This window comes from Kitasatospora sp. NPDC088391 (genome assembly GCF_044753345.1).
In the GTDB taxonomy this organism is placed as follows: Bacteria; Actinomycetota; Actinomycetes; order Streptomycetales; family Streptomycetaceae; genus Kitasatospora.
This window is the reverse complement of the sequence record NZ_JBIVNB010000003.1, coordinates 166,938-183,564: the sequence shown is the minus strand read 5'-3', so window position 1 is coordinate 183,564 and position 16,627 is coordinate 166,938. Positions and strand designations below refer to the sequence as shown.

Annotated in this window: 14 protein-coding genes; 5 read left to right on the top strand and 9 right to left on the bottom strand. The window is 74.3% G+C overall.

What is annotated here, in order from left to right; translation table 11 throughout:
- The first annotated feature begins 103 nt into the window (after positions 1–103).
- The 4 genes from ACIQBJ_RS09530 to ACIQBJ_RS09515 are packed head-to-tail and all read left to right on the top strand — an operon-like array spanning position 104 to position 3,623.
- A complete protein-coding gene (locus tag ACIQBJ_RS09530) occupies positions 104–1,078 on the top strand; it encodes an ABC transporter ATP-binding protein (protein WP_400706309.1) in 975 nt (324 codons plus the stop codon).
- Positions 1,075–1,965 (top strand): ABC transporter permease, encoded by an 891-nt coding sequence (locus tag ACIQBJ_RS09525; protein ID WP_400706306.1) that lies wholly within the window; start codon positions 1,075–1,077, stop codon positions 1,963–1,965. Before ACIQBJ_RS09530 ends, ACIQBJ_RS09525 begins: the two co-directional genes overlap by 4 nt.
- A gap of 10 nt (positions 1,966–1,975) precedes the next feature.
- Complete coding sequence (locus tag ACIQBJ_RS09520) at positions 1,976–2,893, top strand: ABC transporter ATP-binding protein (protein WP_400706303.1); 918 nt, start codon at positions 1,976–1,978, stop codon at positions 2,891–2,893.
- 13 nt (positions 2,894–2,906) lie between these two features.
- Entirely contained in the window at positions 2,907–3,623 is a 717-nt protein-coding gene (locus ACIQBJ_RS09515) for an ABC transporter permease (RefSeq protein ID WP_400706300.1), read from the top strand.
- Positions 3,624–3,763: 140 nt separating this feature from the next.
- On the opposite strand, the gene ACIQBJ_RS09510 is transcribed toward ACIQBJ_RS09515, so the two are convergent.
- Both ACIQBJ_RS09510 and ACIQBJ_RS09505 read right to left on the bottom strand, forming a co-directional pair.
- Positions 3,764–5,020 carry a CynX/NimT family MFS transporter gene (locus ACIQBJ_RS09510; protein ID WP_400706297.1) on the bottom strand — a complete coding sequence of 419 codons (1,257 nt, stop codon included), beginning with the start codon at positions 5,018–5,020 and terminating at the stop codon, positions 3,764–3,766.
- Between the two features lie 59 nt (positions 5,021–5,079).
- A complete protein-coding gene (locus ACIQBJ_RS09505; RefSeq protein WP_400706294.1) occupies positions 5,080–5,799 on the bottom strand; it encodes a FadR/GntR family transcriptional regulator in 720 nt (239 codons plus the stop codon).
- A gap of 277 nt (positions 5,800–6,076) precedes the next feature.
- On the opposite strand from ACIQBJ_RS09505, the gene ACIQBJ_RS09500 reads away from it, so the two are divergent.
- Positions 6,077–7,888 carry an LCP family protein gene (locus tag ACIQBJ_RS09500; RefSeq protein WP_400706291.1) on the top strand — a complete coding sequence of 604 codons (1,812 nt, stop codon included), beginning with the start codon at positions 6,077–6,079 and terminating at the stop codon, positions 7,886–7,888.
- 84 nt (positions 7,889–7,972) lie between these two features.
- Here ACIQBJ_RS09500 and ACIQBJ_RS09495 read toward each other — a convergent pair whose 3' ends face one another.
- The 7 genes from ACIQBJ_RS09495 to ACIQBJ_RS09465 form a co-directional block, all read right to left on the bottom strand.
- Positions 7,973–8,791: an HAD family hydrolase gene (locus ACIQBJ_RS09495; protein ID WP_400706288.1), complete on the bottom strand. Its 819-nt coding sequence runs from the start codon at positions 8,789–8,791 to the stop codon at positions 7,973–7,975.
- Positions 8,792–8,825: 34 nt separating this feature from the next.
- The gene (gene serS, locus ACIQBJ_RS09490) at positions 8,826–10,103 is read right to left on the bottom strand and encodes a serine--tRNA ligase (protein WP_400706285.1); all 1,278 of its coding nucleotides are present in this window, start codon (positions 10,101–10,103) and stop codon (positions 8,826–8,828) included.
- 767 nt (positions 10,104–10,870) lie between these two features.
- Positions 10,871–11,806, bottom strand: coding sequence for a prephenate dehydratase (gene pheA, locus ACIQBJ_RS09485; RefSeq protein ID WP_400706282.1), 936 nt, complete (start codon positions 11,804–11,806; stop codon positions 10,871–10,873).
- A gap of 144 nt (positions 11,807–11,950) precedes the next feature.
- The gene (efeB, locus tag ACIQBJ_RS09480; protein WP_400706279.1) at positions 11,951–13,261 is read right to left on the bottom strand and encodes an iron uptake transporter deferrochelatase/peroxidase subunit; all 1,311 of its coding nucleotides are present in this window, start codon (positions 13,259–13,261) and stop codon (positions 11,951–11,953) included.
- Positions 13,258–15,285, bottom strand: a complete 2,028-nt coding sequence (locus ACIQBJ_RS09475) for a FixH family protein (protein ID WP_400706276.1) — start codon at positions 15,283–15,285, stop codon at positions 13,258–13,260. Before ACIQBJ_RS09475 ends, efeB begins: the two co-directional genes overlap by 4 nt.
- 6 nt (positions 15,286–15,291) lie before the next feature.
- Entirely contained in the window at positions 15,292–15,765 is a 474-nt protein-coding gene (locus ACIQBJ_RS09470; protein ID WP_400706273.1) for a copper chaperone PCu(A)C, read from the bottom strand.
- Positions 15,762–16,439, bottom strand: a complete 678-nt coding sequence (locus ACIQBJ_RS09465; RefSeq protein ID WP_400706270.1) for an SCO family protein — start codon at positions 16,437–16,439, stop codon at positions 15,762–15,764. Before ACIQBJ_RS09465 ends, ACIQBJ_RS09470 begins: the two co-directional genes overlap by 4 nt.
- Positions 16,440–16,627 lie beyond the last annotated feature (188 nt).

Here is a 16,627-nt window from a genome sequence, read left to right as displayed (position 1 = left end):
CCGAACCCCTAGGGGGCGGGCCGGGAAGGTCATCCCGTGGACGGAGGGAGCCCGGTCCTCCCAGCGCATTCCGCGCCTCCGCGCCCAGGGCTAGGTTGATGCCGTGTCCACAGTCATCCAGACGGACGGCCTCACCAAGAGGTTCCCCCGGGTCACCGCGCTCGACCGGCTCACCGTGGAGGTGCAGCCCGGCGTGGTCGGCCTGGTCGGGGCGAACGGTGCGGGCAAGTCCACCCTCATCAAGATCCTCCTCGGGTTGTCCCCGGCCACCGAGGGCACCGGCCAGGTGCTCGGCCTGGACATCGCCACCCAGGGCCCGGCGATCCGCGAACGCGTCGGCTACATGCCGGAGCACGACTGCCTGCCGCCCGACGTGTCCGCCACCGAGTTCGTGGTGCACATGGCCCGGATGTCCGGCCTGCCGGCCTCCGCGGCCCGCGAGCGCACCGCCGACACGCTCCGCCACGTCGGCCTGTACGAGGAGCGCTACCGCCCGATGGGCGGCTACTCCACCGGCATGAAGCAGCGCGTCAAGCTCGCCCAGGCCCTCGTCCACGACCCGCAGCTGGTCCTGCTGGACGAGCCGACCAACGGCCTCGACCCGGTCGGCCGGGACGAGATGCTCGGCCTGATCCGCCGCGTCCACTCCGACTTCGGCATCTCGGTGCTGGTCACCACCCACCTGCTGGGCGAGCTGGAGCGGACGTGCGACCACCTGGTGGTCATCGACGGCGGCAAGCTGCTGCGCTCCTCCTCCACCGCCTCCTTCACCGAGGCCACCCAGCTGCTCGCCGTCGAGGTCACCGACCACCCCACCGACCGCTCCTTCGACGCGGACGCCGTGCTGCGCGAGCGGCTCACCGCCGCCGGCCTGTCGGTGCGCGCCGACGGCAGCCGGGTCCTGCTGGTCGAACTCGCCGGCGACGACACCTACGACACCGTCCGCGACACCGTGGACGACCTCGGCCTCGGCCTGATCCGGCTGGAGCAGCGCCGCCACCGGGTCGCCGAGATCTTCAGCACCCCGTCCGAGGACCAGCAGGCCGCAGCCGTGGCGGCAGGAGGCGAGCAGGCATGACCACCCGCCCCGACGCCCACACCGGCGTCATCCACGACATCGGCTACCGCCCCTACACCGGGCCCCGGTTGGGCCGCCGCTACGCCACCCGGTCGCTCTACGTGCAGAGCCTGCGGGCCGCCTACGGCCTCGGCCGCTCCGGCAAGTCCAAGGTGCTGCCGTTCCTGCTGCTCGGCGCGATGACGGCGCCCGCCCTGGTGATGCTCGCCATCGCGGTGTTCGCCAACCTGACGAAGATGCCGCTCGACTACGCCGACTACGTCGTCAGCTTCGGCGTCCTGCCGCAGATCTTCCTGGCCGCCCAGGCCCCCGTGCTGATGTCCCGGGACCTGCGGCACCACGTCGTCCCGCTGTACTTCTCCCGGCCCGCCACCCGCGGCGACTACGTGGCCGCCAAGTTCGCCGCCCTGTTCAGCGCCCTGCTGATCATCCTGGTGCTGCCGCTGGTGGTGCTGTTCGCCGGCTCCCAGCTCGCCAAGTTCCCGCTCGGCGACAACCTCACCCACCTGTCGTACGGTCTGCTGTCGGCGCTGCTCCACGCGCTGCTGTACGCCGCCCTCGGCATGCTGATCGCCGCCCTGACGCCGCGCCGCGGCTTCGGCGTCGCCGCGATCATGGGCACCCTGATGATCACCGCGGTGCTCGCGGTGGTCTCGTACAACCTGGTCGGCGGCTTCCGGCCGGTCCCGCCGCAGTCCGCGGGCTGGGCCTTCCTGCTCTCGCCCGCCCAGACCGTCGCCGCGCTGATCAACCAGCTCTTCGACCTCGGCTCCCCGGACGCCCCGCACGCCCCCGGCGGTTTCGGCGCCCTGGTCTTCGCCGCCGCGGTCGTCGCCGTCACGGCCGCCTGCTACGCGCTGACGCTGCGCCGCTACCGGAACGTCTGAGAGGGCAGCCATGGCCGTCATCACCATCGACAAGGTCTCCCGCTGGTTCGGGAACGTGGTCGCCGTCAACGACGTCACGATGACCATCGGACCGGGCATCACCGGTCTGCTCGGCCCCAACGGCGCCGGCAAGTCCACCCTCATCCACATGATGAGCGGCTTCCTCGCCCCGTCCTCCGGGGCGGTCCAGCTCGACGGCGCCCCGATCTGGCGCAACCAGGAGGTGTACCGGCAGATCGGCCTGGTCCCCGAGAAGGAGTCGATGTACGACTACCTGACGGGCTGGGAGTTCGTCCTCGCCAACGCCGAACTGCACGGCCTGGCCGACCCGGCGGGCGCCGCCAAGCGCGCCCTCGCCCTGGTCGAGATGGAGTACGCCCAGGACCGGCAGACCGGCACCTACTCCAAGGGCATGAAGCAGCGCGTCAAGATGGCCTCCGCGCTGGTCCACGACCCCGCCGTGCTGCTCCTCGACGAGCCCTTCAACGGCATGGACCCGCGCCAGCGCCTCCACCTCATGGAACTGCTGCGCCGGTTCGGCGCCGACGGCCGCACCGTGCTGTTCTCCTCGCACATCCTGGAGGAGGTCGAGCAGCTCGCCCGCCACATCGAGGTGGTGGTGGCCGGCCGGCACGCCGCCTCCGGCGACTTCCGCGAGATCCGCCGCCTGATGACCGACCGCCCGCACCAGTACCTGGTGCGCTCCAGCGACAACCGGCGGCTCGCCGCGGCACTGATCGCGGACGGCTCCACCGCGGGCATCGAGGTCGACACCCGCGAGGACGCGCTGCGCGTCGAGGCGATCCACTTCCAGGGCTTCACCACCCTGCTGCCGAAGGTCGCCCGCGAGGCCGGCATCCGCCTCTACACCGTCTCCCCGGCCGACGAGTCGCTGGAAAGCGTCTTCTCGTACCTGGTCTCGTCCTGAAGGGCCGCACCCGATGAACACCACCGTCGCCAGGCTCACCGCGCGCGGCCTGTTCGGCCGCCGACGGGTCCTGATCCTGCTCGCCGTCCCGATCATCCTGCTGGCGATCTCCGTGATCGCCCGCAACACCGACCTCGACAAGCTCGACCTCGCGCACACCATCCTCGGCAAGCTCGCCCTGGGCACCCTCGTCCCGCTCACCGGCCTGATCGTCGGCACCGGCGTCATCGCCACCGAGATCGAGGACGGCTCCATCGTCTACCTGCTGGCCAAGCCGCTGCCGCGCTGGCAGATCGTCACCACCAAGCTGGCGGTCGCGATCGGCTCCACCTGGCTGCTCGCCTCCGTCCCGACGTACATCGCCGGGCTGCTGATCTACGGCACCGAGGGCGACGTCGCGCTCGGCTACGCCGTCGGCACCCTGGTCGCCGGGGCCGCGTACAGCGCGCTGTTCCTGCTGCTCGGCGTGGTCACCCGGCACGCGGTGATCGCCGGCCTCGCCTACGCGCTGATCTGGGAGAGCCTGATCGGCAACTTCGTCGAGGGCGCCCGCACCCTGTCGATCCAGCAGTGGGGCCTCGCGGTGACCGACGCGGTCGCCGCCGACGGCACCGTCATCCCCGCGGTGGCGCTGTCCACCGCGGTCTGGCTGCTGGCGATCGTCGCGGCCGGCGCCACCGCCCTCGCCTCGGTCAAGCTCGCCGGGCTCACCCTCAGCGGCGAGGAGTGACGGCGGCCGCGACAGCGGAACGGCGGGGACGGCTTCGGCCGTCCCCGCCGTCCTGTTCCTCGCCGCACCTCCGCCGCCCGGCGTGCCCGGTGCTCCGCGCACCTCCGCCGTTCGGCGTTCCGTGCTCCGGCGCCGCTCCCTCAGACCGTCCGGTCGCGGCCCGCGCCCCAGCCGGCCGCCGCCGCCAGCACGGCCAGCACCAGCATCACCAGCAGCGTGGTGTTCCAGCCGCCCGTCACCTGGTGCAGCGTGCCCGCGCCCACCGGACCGGCCGCCGCCACCAGGTAGCCCACCGCCTGGCTCATCCCGCCCAGCCGGGCCGCGCCCAGCACGCTGTCGGTGCGCAGCACGATGAACGCCAGGCCCAGGCCCAGCGAGCCGCCCTGCGCCAGGCCGAGCACCGCCGCCGAGAACCAGGCCCCGGACACCGGCGCCAGCAGCAGCCAGGCGATCCCGGCCGCGTTCAGCAGCGCCATCCCCGCCGCCAGGCCGCGCTGCCGGGTCATCCGGCCCGCCGCCAGCGGCACCAGGAACGCGCCGGCCACCTGCACCAGGTTGCTGAACGCGAACACCAGGCCCGCCTCGCCGCGCGGCATCCCGTGGTCCGCGAGGATCTGCGGCATCCACGCCACCAGGGTGTACACCAGCAGCGAGGAGACGCCCATGAACGCGCTGATCTGCCAGGCCAGCCCGGACTTCCACGGGCTCGCCCCCGGGGCCTGCGGCAGGGCCGGGGCCGCCGCGACGGTCCGCACCGGCGCGACCCGCTCCTGACGGGCCTTCAGCACCTGCGGCAGCCAGGCCACCGCCGCCACCAGCGCCAGCAGCGACCAGGCGCCCAGCGAGGCCTGCCAGCCGCCGCCCAGCGCGTGCTCCAGCGGCACCGACAGGCCCGCCGCCAGGGTCGCGCCCACCAGCATGGTGGTCGAGTAGACACCCGTCATCGCCGCCGCCCGGTGCGGGAACTCCCGCTTCACCAGGCCCGGCATCGACACGTTCAGCACCGCGATCGCCACGCCGATCACCACGCAGCCCGCGTACAGCGCCAGCACCGAGGGCAGCACCCGCAGCAGCACGCCCGCGCCCAGCAGCAGCACCGCGCCCAGCACCACCCGCTCGGCGCCGAACCGCCGGGTCAGCCGGGGCGTCAGCGGCGCGCCCACGCCCTGGAACAGCACCGGCACCGTGGTGATCAGACCGGCCGCCGCGGCGGACAGGCCGAAGCTGCGCTGGATCTCCGCCACCATCGGCGACACCGCGGCCAGGCAGGCCCGCATGTTCAGCGCCACCAGCACGATGCCGACCAGCAGCACGGCGGGATGCGCGAACCGGGCGGCGGTTCGGGTACCGACCTTTCGGTCGAGGGTGGGACGGGCGGCGCGGACGACCGAGGACATGGCAGAACTGGCTCTCTGTGCTGAGGAGTGGGTGAAGGAGTACGGGCGCCGGCGGGCCGTTACTTGCGCGCGGCGATCTCGGCGAGCAGTTGCTCCACGGCCGCCGTCGGCTCCGCCAGCAGGGCCCGGCAGGCCGCCTCGGCCCGCTCCGGGTCGCGGCTCTCGATCGCGTCGACCAGCGCGGCGTGGGTGGCGATCACCACCTCCGGCATCTCCTGGTCGCCGAACGCCGTCCGCATCGACTCCCGCACCGAGGCCCCGAAGTACCGGTACACCTCGGTCAGCGCCGGATTGTGCGCGGCCTCCACCACGGCGGTGTGGAACTCCAGGTCGTGCTCGACGGTCGCCTCCCGGCCCGTCCGCTCCGGGTGCGCGGCCATCACCTCGGCCTCCCGGGCCAGCGCGGCCCGCATCCGGGCCAGGTCCTCGGGGGTGTGCCGCTCGGCGGCCAGCCGGGCCGCCTCGGTCTCCAGCGCGGCCCGCACCTCCAGCACGTCCCGCACCCCCGAACGCTGCACCCCGCGCAGCACCGCCGCCGGGTCGCTGGTCGAGCGGACGAACGTCCCCTCCCCCTGCCGGGAGACCAGCATCCCCGCGTGCACCAGCACCCGGATCGCCTCCCGCACCGTGTTGCGCCCCACCCGCAGTCGCTCCGCCAGCTCGTGCTCGGTCGGAATCCGCGCCCCCACCGGCCACGCCCCGCCCGCCAACTGCTCCCGCAACTGCTCGATCGCCTCGTCCACCAGCGAACGCCGCCCGGCTGCCTGCAACCCCTCCACGCCGAGCCCCTTCCACCGCGCCCACCGATCCGACCCGAGTCATCCTACAACCAGTTGCCCGGTCGTCCTACAACTGGAAGTCGGGAGCGGTGAGGCTCACACGCCGAATCGGGAACCGGCCATCCGCATACGGCGTTCCAGTGCTCGGAGTGGTGCCCCGGGCAGTGACTCGGACATGATCCCTTTATATGCTCCGCTCTCCGGCTTCATCCGTCCGCCCAGCAGACGGAGCGGTGGCAGAGGCGCCCGAGGGCCGCCTCCGGTGAAGGGTGCAGGAATGACAGGCCAGAGGGCGGGGGCGTCGGACTCGGACGCCGGCTGGTGGGAGAACCTCCCTCCGCAGGGCGGCGGCTACGAGCAGGACGCCCCCTACCGGGACGACGCGGCGCCCGGCATCCCGCGCCGCCGCTCCGGCGCCCACGACGCCACGACGCCCCGCCGGGCGGCCACCTCGGCCGCCACCCCGGTCCGCAACGGCGGCCGCGCCGAGGCCCGCCGGGCCGGCCAGGGCCGCCCGGGCGCCCCCGCGGAGACCGAGTCCGCCGAGCAGCCCCCCGGCGGCGGCCGGGCCGCCCGCCGGGCCGCCCAGGGCCGCCGCAAGCCCCGTCGCACCAAGCGGATTGTCATCTGGACGCTGGTCGGCACCAGCCTCGCCGTCCTCGGCACCGGCGGCTACTTCTACTGGCGGCTGAACGCCAACATCGACTCCTTCGACGGGGACGGCGTCAGCGCGGACCGCCCGGCGGCCGCCGAGGCCGACGCCGCCGGCCGCCGCCCGATGAACATCCTGCTGATCGGCTCCGACTCGCGCGAGGGCGCCAACAAGGACCTCGGCGGCGGCGACGAGGGCGGCGCCCGCTCCGACACCACGATCCTGTTGCACGTCTACGCCGACCACAAGAACGCCGTCGGCGTCTCGTTCCCCCGCGACGCACTGGTCAACATCCCCAAGTGCATGCTGCCGAACAAGAGTTGGACCAAGCCGCAGACCAACGTCATGTTCAACAGCGCCTTCTCGGTCGGCAACAGCGAGAAGGGCAACCCCGCCTGCACCCAGAACACCGTCGAGGCGATGACCAACCTGCGGGTCGACCACACCATCGTGGTCAACTTCCAGGGCCTGTCCTCGATGACCGAGGCCGTCGGCGGCGTCGAGGTCTGCCTGCCCAACGCGATCTACGAGCGCGACCTCAACCCCAAGCTCCCCCGCAAGGGCAAGGAGATCTACCCCAAGGGCCTGCAGAACGTGAAGGGCCAGTCCGCGCTGGACTACGTCCGGCTGCGGCACGGCATCGGCGACGGCTCCGACGTCGGCCGGATGCAGCGCCAGCAGGCGTTCCTGTCCTCCCTGATCAAACAGGTCAAGGCCAAGGGCATGAACCCCACCACGCTGCTGCCGCTCGCCGACGCCGCCACCAAGTCGCTCACCGTCGACCCCGACCTGGCCGGCGTCGACAAACTGCTCGACCTGGCGATGTCCCTCAAGGACATCGACCTGCACAACATCAAGTTCCTCACCACCCCCTGGCACTACCAGGGCGACCGGATCGGCCTCAACCACCCCGAGGTCGACCAGCTCTGGGCCTCCCTCAAGGCCGACCGCACCCTCGACGGCAAGGACGCCAGCGGCGCCGCCGCCAGCCCCGCCGCCACCCCGGAGGCCCCGGCCGCCAGCGCCCCCGCCGCACCGGCCGCCAACGGCGCCGGCATCAAGGTCGGCGTCTACAACGGCACCCCCACCGGCGGGCTCGGCACCAAGGCCGCCACCACCCTCAAGGGCGCCAACTTCACCGTCACCACCGTCGGCAACGCCCCCAGCCAGAACCACGCCACCACGGTGGTCCAGTACGGCTCCGGCCAGAAGGCCAACGCGCAGGCCGTCGCCGCGCTCTTCCCCGGCGCCACCGTCGAGGCGGGCACCGCCGCCGGCATCTCGCTGATCCTCGGCAAGGACTACGCCGCCACCGCCGGCACCCCCGCCACCGGCGGCGCCACCGACCCGGGCCCCGTCCCCAGCAAGGTCGCCGAGGACGCCCGCTCCGCCGACGACGACCCCTGCTCCAAGCTCAGCTACGGCGCCGACGGCTGACCGGGCCGCCCGGCCCCGCACGACGGCGGCGGGGGCGCCCCCACCGCTGGGAGCGCCCCCGCCGTCCGGGTACCCGGCCCGTGCTCAGCCCAGGCCGAAGACCCGCTCCAGGACGACCGCGACGCCGTCCTCGTCGTGACTCGCCGTCACCTCGTCGGCGACCGCGAGCAGGTGCTCGTGCGCGTTGCCCATCGCGACGCCGTGGCCGGCCCAGCGGAACATCGGGATGTCGTTGGGCATGTCGCCGAAGGCGATCGTCCCGGCCGCGGTGGCGCCCAGCCGGCGGGCCGCGATGGACAGGCCGGTGGCCTTGGTCAGGCCGAGCGGCAGCAGTTCGACGATGCCCGGGCCCGCCATCACCACGCCGACCAGCTGACCGGCCACCGCCTCGGCGGTCTCGGCGAGCCGGTCGTCCGTCAGCTCCGGGTGCTGGATGTACAGCTTGCCGACGGGGGCGGCCAGCAGTTCCTCCGGGGCGGCCGCGCGCAGCGGCAGGCCGGCGCCCGTGGTGTGCAGCGCGTAGCCGGGCCCGGCCAGCACCTCGCCGTCCAGGCCGTCCCGGTTGGCGGCCACCGCGAGCGGCCCGGTCTCGGCCTCGATCTTGGCCAGCGCGAGCGCGGCGAGCTGCCGGTCCAGGGTGACCGAGGTCAGCAGCTTGTGCGCGCCCGCGTCGTAGACCTGGGCGCCCTGCCCGCAGACCGCGATCCCGGTGTAGCCGATCCGGTCGAGCACCGGCCGGGTCCAGCCCGCGGACCGGCCGGTGACGATGATGTGCTGCGCCCCGCGCGCGGTGACCGCGGCCAGGGCGTCGAGCGTCCGGGTGGAGACGGTGTCGGCGCTGGTGAGCAGCGTCCCGTCCAGGTCGGTGGCGACCAGCCGGTAGGGCAGGGCGTCGGTGCTCATGCGCGGAAGTGCTCCAAGTCGGCGGGAGGGGAGGTCACTCGGTGACGGGCTCCAGGACGGCCTTCCCGCCCAGGAAGGGCCGCAGGGCCTCGGGGAGGACCACCGAGCCGTCGGCCCGCTGGTGGTTCTCCAGCAGCGCGACGATGACCCGGGGAACGGCGACCAGGGTGCCGTTGAGGGTGGCGAGCGGGCGGACGCCGTCCGCCTCGCGCATCCGGATGGAGAGCCGGCGGGCCTGGTACTCGGTGGTGTTGGAGGTGGAGGTCACCTCGCGGTACTTGCCCTGGGTGGGCACCCAGGCCTCGATGTCGAACTTGCGGGCGGCGGACGCCCCGAGGTCGCCGGAGGCGACGTCGATCACCCGGTAGGGGAGTTCGAGGGCGTTCAGGAAGTCCTTCTCCCACTGGAGCAGCCGGCGGTGCTCGGCCTCGGCGTCCTCCGGGGTGGTGAAGACGAACATCTCCACCTTCTCGAACTGGTGCACCCGGATGATGCCGCGGGTGTCCTTGCCGTAGGTGCCGGCCTCGCGGCGGAAGCAGGAGGAGAAGCCGGCGTACCGCAGCGGCAGCCGCTCGGCGTCCAGGATCTCGTCCATGTGGTAGGCGGCGAGCGGGACTTCGCTGGTACCGACCAGGTACCGGTCGTCGTCCTCCAGGTAGTACACGTTCTCGGCGGCCTGGCCGAGGAAGCCGGTGCCGTCCATCGCGGCGGGGCGGACCAGCGCCGGGGTGATCATCGGGGTGAAGCCGGCCGCGGTGGCCTGCGCCATCGCCATGTTGACCAGGGCGAGTTCGAGCAGTGCGCCGGGCCCGGTCAGGTAGTAGGAGCGGGCCCCGGCCACCTTGGCGCCGCGCTCGGTGTCGATCGCGCCGAGCAGCCGGCCCAGCTCGACGTGGTCGCGGGGCTCGAAGCCCTCGGCGGCGAAGTCGCGCGGGGTGCCGATCTCCTCCAGCGTGACGAAGTCCTCCTCGCCGCCGACGGGGGCGGCCGGGTCGATCAGGTTGGCGAGCGCGCGCTGCAGCCGCTCGGCCTCCTCCTTCGCCTCGCCCTGCGCGGCGTCGGCGGCCTTCACCTCGGCGGCCAGCTCCTTGGTGCGGGCCAGCAGCGCGGCCTTCTCCTCGCCCTTGGCGGCGGCCACCAGCCTGCCGAGCTGCTTCTGCTCGCTGCGGAGCTCGTCGAAGCGGGTTCCGGCCGCGCGGCGGCGTTCGTCGGCGGAGAGCAGGGCGTCGACCAGGTCGACGTCCTCACCACGGGAGCGCTGCGAGGCACGCACTCGGTCGGGGTCGTCACGGAGCAGGCGAAGGTCGATCACGGGCTCCAGCCTACCGGTGGCGGGGTGCCGCTCCGGGCCCCCGACGGGCCCGCCGGGGGCCCGGAACCGGCCACTGCCGCGGGCTGCCCCGGATTGGGGAGGTGTGTCACTTTCTGTCCGTATTTCTGGCATCCTGTGCCGGGCCCGGGGCGGCGGGGCCGGGGGAAAGCCGCCGGAGCCTGGGGATAACCCGCCCCGTCCTGTGGATAACCCCGGTGGACAACCCGTCCGGGAGGCGGTTTTCCACAGGTTCGCGGCAAAGCCTGTGGACAGGGGAAAACCCAAGGCGCATCGGCCGTCGAACCGGCAATTCCGGGTTTCAAACCTCGATACGGCCTCACGAGTGAGGGAATTGGCTCGCTCGGACAGGTGATTTGTCGGACCGAGGGTGACTCTGGTGCGATTAGTCCGCCCTATGCCCCTAGCTGATGATCTGACCGGGACTGGGGATGTCTTTACCGTTTTGTCGACTCGGGCCGCGCCCTGTGGATAACCGGACCCGATCTGGGGACAACCGGCCCTGTGGACGCCGCGCCTCCCCCTGTGGATGAACCGGACGGGCCGCGACCGCCCGCCCAGGCCCCCGGTGAACGCCCGTCGGCCGGGCAGGTGACGGCCCGGCGTGTCGGACATGAACGGGGCGGGACCGGGCCCGGCCCCGCCCCGGCTCGAATCGCCCTCTTGCGACGAACGGCGCCGAAGTGCTCAACGCCCGGAGTGCCTCAACACCCGGAGTGCGGAGTACAGGGCCTTCCGAGCGCAGGGCCTCAGAGTTCTCCGCGGCCGTCCAGGCAGCGCGACAGCCAGTCCGCGGCGTTCGCGAAATCCAGGTCCGAAGTGCCCTGCCGGACCGGGAAAGCCGGACCCCGGTCGGCCCGCGGATAGGAGCCCAGGAAACGCACCTGCGGGCAGATCCGCCGCAGGCCCATCAGCGCCTCGCCGACCCGCCGCTCGCTCAGGTGCCCCTCGCAGTCGATCAGGAAGCAGTAGTTCCCCATGCCCTCGCCGGTCGGCCGCGACTCGATCCGCATCAGGTTGATGCCGCGCACCGCGAACTCCTGCAGCAGCTCCAGCAGCGCGCCCGGGTGGTCGTCCGGCAGCCACACCACCATCGAGGTCTTGTCCCAGCCGGTCGCCGAGGAGACCCGCCCCGGCCGGCCCGCCAGCACGAACCGGGTGGTCGGCGCCGCCGCGTCGTGGATCTCGTCGGACAGCACCTCCAGCCCGTACAGCTCGGCGGCGAACGCCCCCGCCACCGCCGCGTCGTAGCGGCCGTCCTGCACCAGCCGGGCGCCCTCCGCGTTGGACGCCGCCGACTCCCACTGCGCGTCCGGCAGGTTCGCCGCCAGCCAGTGCCGCACCTGCGGCTGCGCCACCGGGTGTCCCGTCACCGTCTTCACCTCGGACAGCACGGTGCCCGGGCGGACCAGCACCGCGAACGAGATCGGCAGCAGCACCTCGCGGTAGATCATCAGCGGGCTGCCGTTGACCAGCTCGTCGCTGGTGGTGGTGACCGCGCCGTCCACCGAGTTCTCGATCGCCACCATCGCACCCGCGGCCTCGCCGGCCCGCACCGCGTCCAGCGCCGCCGACACCGAGGCCACCGGGGTCAGCTCCCGGGTCGCCGCCTCCGGCAGGGTGCGCAGCGCCGCCTCCGTGAAGGTGCCCGCGGGCCCGAGGTAGGTGTAACGGGTCGCCGACATGACCGCCTCCGAACGAACAACCGACAGCGAGAACGCACGCCGGGCGGTGCCCCGCCCGACCACGTCACCATAGCCACTTCCGCCGCCCCGCCGGGCGCCGTCCCGCTCTGCGGGCATTTGACGCACCGCCTGTGGTACGGGCCCTCAGCCCTCCAGCAGCGGCTGCCCCACGTACCCGCCCTCGGGCGCCCCCGGCGGCACCGCGAACAGCGCGGACGCCTCGTGCCGCAGGTACCGGGAGAGGCCGTCGCCGCGGGCCAGCCGCTGCTGGACGGGCACGAAGCCGCGCGCCGGGTCGGCCTGGAACGCCGCGAACAGCAGCCCCGCGTCGGGGGAGCCGTCCGGCAGCAGCCCGTCCTGGAAGGAGAAGCCGCGGCGCAGCATCGCCGCCCCGCCGTTGGAGTCCGGCGCGGCCAACCGGACGTGCGCGTCCGGGCCGATCGCCAGGGTGCCGTCGGCCCGGGTCGCGGCCAGGTCGACGGGGGTGCGCTCGGTCGCGTCCGGGCCGCCGGAGAGCGGGGCGCCGTCGCTCTTGCGCCGCCCGATCACCCGTTCCTGACGGTCCGTCGGCAGGGTGTCCCAGCCCTCCAGCAGCATCCTGATCCGGCGCAGCACCGCGTAGCTGCCGCCCGCCATCCAGTCCGGGCCGGTGGCGAACACCCTGGCCGCGAAGTCCGGGTCGGCGGGGCGCGGGTTGTTGGTGCCGTCGACCTGGCCCATCAGGTTGCGGCCGGTCGCCGGGCGCGCCGTCGCGCCCGGGGTGCGGGCGAAGCCCGACATCTGCCAGCGCGGCGCGGCCAGCCCGGTGGCGAGCCGGGCCAGCACTCGCAGCGCGTGCACCGCGACCAGGGCGTCGTCGGCGCCGATCTGCACCCACAGGTCGCCGTCCGAACGGGCCGGGTCGAGGACGTCGCCGGGGAAGGCGGGCAGCGCGGCCAGCGCCTCCGGGCGCCGGTCCGCCAGCCCGGCCTTGGCGAACAGCGAGGCGCCGAAGCCGAAGGTGACGGTCAGCGAGCTGGGCCCGGCGTCCAGCGCGATCTGGTTCTCGCCCTCGGCCGCGGGCTCCCCGGCGGCCATCCGGGCGGCCGCCGCGGACCAGCCGCGCAGCAGGGTGACCAGCCCCGGCCGGGCGGTGCTGCCCAGCAGGTCGAACGCCACCCACTCGACCCTGGCCTGCGCGGGCTCCACGATCCCGCCCTGCCGGACCCCGTGGAACGGCACCCGGGCCGCCCCCAGCCCCCCGCCGACGGCATCGGACACCCGCGCCGAGGCCCGCCCGCCCCACACCCCGCCGGCCGCCCCGACCGCCAACCCGACCCCGGCCCCACCCAGCACCGCCCGCCGCGACACCCCGCCGGGGCCCGCCCCGGCCGCGGCACCGCTCCGCCCGCCCGCCGGGCCGGTTCCCCCGTCCTCCCGCTCCGCGCGTTCCGGCTCCGTCGCCGGGCCGCTCACTGGACGCCGACCTTCAGCTGCTGAGTGGCCGTCACCTGGTCGATGTCGGAGGAGCGGACGGTCACCGACACCACCCACACCCCGGCCAGCGGCAGCTGCGCGGTGCCGCTCCAGCTGCCGGTGCCCTGGGCCTGCAGGGTGACGGGCAGCGGGCCGAGGTCCCGGTCGGGGAGGGTGAAGGCGAGTTGCAGCTCGGGGACGTCGGTGGGCCCCCCGGTGCTGTCGGTCAGCTTCAGGGTGACCGCGTTGGGGCCGGTGCCGACCGGGTTGACCGTCACCACGGCGGTGCCCTTGGCGTTCGGGGTGCGGCCGCCGGTGTCGTACTTCAGGGTCAGTTCCTGGGTCTTCCCGGGCACCGCGCTGGCCCCCGCCGCGGGCGCGCCGGTCGCGCCGGGCTGCGCGGCGACCGCCTGCGCGACGCGTCCGGGCGGAGAGTTGGTGAGCATCGTGGTGACCACCAGCACCACCACCGCGACCGCGCTCTCCACCGCCACGCTGCGGCGCAGCCCGGCCCGGGCGGGCGAGCCCTCGGCGGCCTGCCGCTCCCGCTCCCGGTCCCGCACCGCGCGCTGGCGGGCGAGCTGGGCGGCGCGCTCCGGGTCGGCCGCCCCGTCCGCCGGCTCCGCCGGTCCGTCGGCGACGGCGGACGCGTCGTCCGGCTCGCCGGCGGTGCGCAGCCGGGCCGTCCAGGCCCGGGAGATCCAGGCCACGCCGAGCATCGCCACCACCGCGCCGGTCTTGATCAGCAGCAGCCGCCCGTACTCGGTGTCGATCAGCGCGCCCCAGGAGCCGAGGCCGCGCCAGGACTGGTAGACGCCCGTCACGACCAGGACGGCGACCAGCCAGAACGCCAGCCGGGAGAAGCGGTCGACGGCGGCGGCGGGCAGGCCGTGCCGCAGGCCGGCCACCAGGACGGCCAGGCCGCCGAGCCAGCCCGCCATCGCGAGCAGGTGCAGCGCGGCCAGCGGCAGCGCCAGGCCGACCTGGATGCCGACCGAGGAGTGGTCGGCGCCGACCCAGGTCGCGGACAGCGCGAGCGCCAGGGCGAGCCCGGCCAGGCCGAGGCCGAGCCGGGTGTCGCGCTGCGGCCGCTCGGCCACCGCCCGTTCCAGGCGCCGCAGTTCGGCCTCCTCCTCGGCCTCCTCGTCCAGCGGCCCGTCCAGTGCCTCGTCCGGCGCGGGCTCCGGCGGCCCGGCGGGCTTCGGCTGCAGGCCGAGCTGGCCGACCAGCAGCGAGAGGAACACGCCGGCGGCGGCGAGCAGCAGCAGGCGGGCGGCGAGCGCGGTGCCGATCCGCTCGTCCAGGGTGGCGCGCACCAGCGACAGGTCGAGGGCCTGCCCGATGCCGGTGCCGCGCTCGTAGGGGCCGCGCAGCATCAGCACGGCGACGGTGGAGACCAGCAGCGCGATCCAGCCGGTCATCAGCAGCCGCTGCACGCTCCGGACGGCCGCCCCGCCGGGCCAGACCACGATCACGAACGCGGCGGCGCCGACCAGCAGCGCGAACGCCCCGTAGGCGACGGTCCGGGCGGTGCCGTAGGCGAAGGCCACCGTGCTGTCGGCCTTGGCGCCCTGCACGGCCGCGGCGTTCACCGAGGTGTCGGACGGGGCGCCGACGGAGAAGGTGAACGCGCCGCCGATCGGGTGCGAGTCCTCGGAGACGGCCCGCCAGGCCACCGTGTAGGTGCCGTTGGCGATGCCCTGACGGAGCGCCACCCGGGCGGTCGAGGACCGGCCGTCGACGTGCTCGGGCCGGCCGTCGTCGACGGCGTTGCCCTGCGGGTCGAGCACCCGGACCGAGTCCGCGGCCAGCGACACGCCCTCGCTGAAGGTCAGCGTCACCGCGGCGGGGGCGGTCGCCACCACCGATCCCTGCGCCGGGTCGGTGCCCTCCAGGGTGGCGTGCGCGGACGCCGCCGTCGCCCCGCCGAGCACCAGTCCGAACGCCGCCACCAGCACCGCCAGCAGCGCCCCGAGCCGCCGCCTCGCCACCGTCACCACGTGCCTGCCTCTCCTCGTCGCCATCGCCGATCAGCTCCCCGGACGGTACGTCAGCGGCTTCACCGGGACCTTGACCACGACCTTGCCCGCCTTGGCGAACTGCAGGTCCAGCTCCAGCTCGTCGCCGAGCGCGGGCTGCTTCGCCCAGTCCATGATCATCAGGTGGGCGCCGCCCCGGGCCAGGTCCAGCACGCCGTTGGCCGGCACCTCCATCGCGCCGACCGCCTCCATCGTGGTCTCGGTCGAGCGGTGCAGCGTCACCGACCCGGCGGCCGGGCTGCTCACCCCCACCAGCCGGTCCGCGCCGCCCTCGTTGCGGACCGTCAGGTAGCCCGCCCCCATCCCGCCGGGCGTCGCGGGCAGCGGTATGTACGGGTCGGCCACGGTCAGCCGGGGCGCGCCCGCGCCGTCCACGGACCGGTACGCCACCACCCCGGCGCCCGCCGCCAGCAGCGCCGCCACCCCGGCCCCGGCCAGCGCGGTGCGGCGGAAGGACCGGCTCACACCGCCACCCCGTCCGCCAGCAGCGCCAGGTCGTGCTGGTAGACGCCGGTCGCGGTGCCGGACATGTACAGCAGGTGCGCCTTGTCGTCCGCGGGCAGGAACGCCAGCACCTGCGCGCCGTGCGTGGAGGTCACCGCGCCCTTCGCGTCCACCACCGGGTCCTCCACCAGGATGCCCAGCGGCTTCGCGGCGGCCTTCACCTTCGCCAGGTCGCCGGTCAGCCCGACGAAGTCCTTGCCCATCGAGTCCAGCCAGGTCCGCAGCACCTGCGGGGTGTCCCGCTGCGGGTCGGTGGAGACGAACACGATGTCGAGCTTCTGCCGCTGCTCCGCCGTCAGCTTCGACATCGCCACCCCGATGTCGCCCATCGTGGTCGGGCAGACGTCCGGGCAGCTGGTGTACCCGAAGAACAGCAGCACGGTCCGCCCGGCGGTCCGCGCCCGCAGGTCGTACGGCTGCCCGGAGGTGTCGTCCAGCACCAGGTCCGGCTTGTCGAAGTGCTTGTTCAGCACCGTCCCCTGGTACTTGCTGGTGGACGCGGGCCGCACCACCTTGGCCGCGCCCTCGCTGCCGCCGTCCCCGGAGGAGGAGCAGGCCGACAGCGCGAGCGAGGCGCCGAGGACGAGGGCGGCCGCGGTCAGGAGCCGGGGCCGGGAGCGGAGGAGGGATGCCAAGGGTCTTTCCTGTTCCGTGCGGAGCGGTGCGGTGCGAGGAGGGATCGCGGTGCGGGGGAGCGGGGAGCGCCGGGGCGGGGCCGCCGCGGGAAGTGCGGCGGCCCCCCCCCCGCGGGTGCGGAGGCCTGCGCGGGCCCGCGGCGCCGCCCCGCCCCGCCCGGGCGCGCGCCCCCCACCCCCCCCCCCCA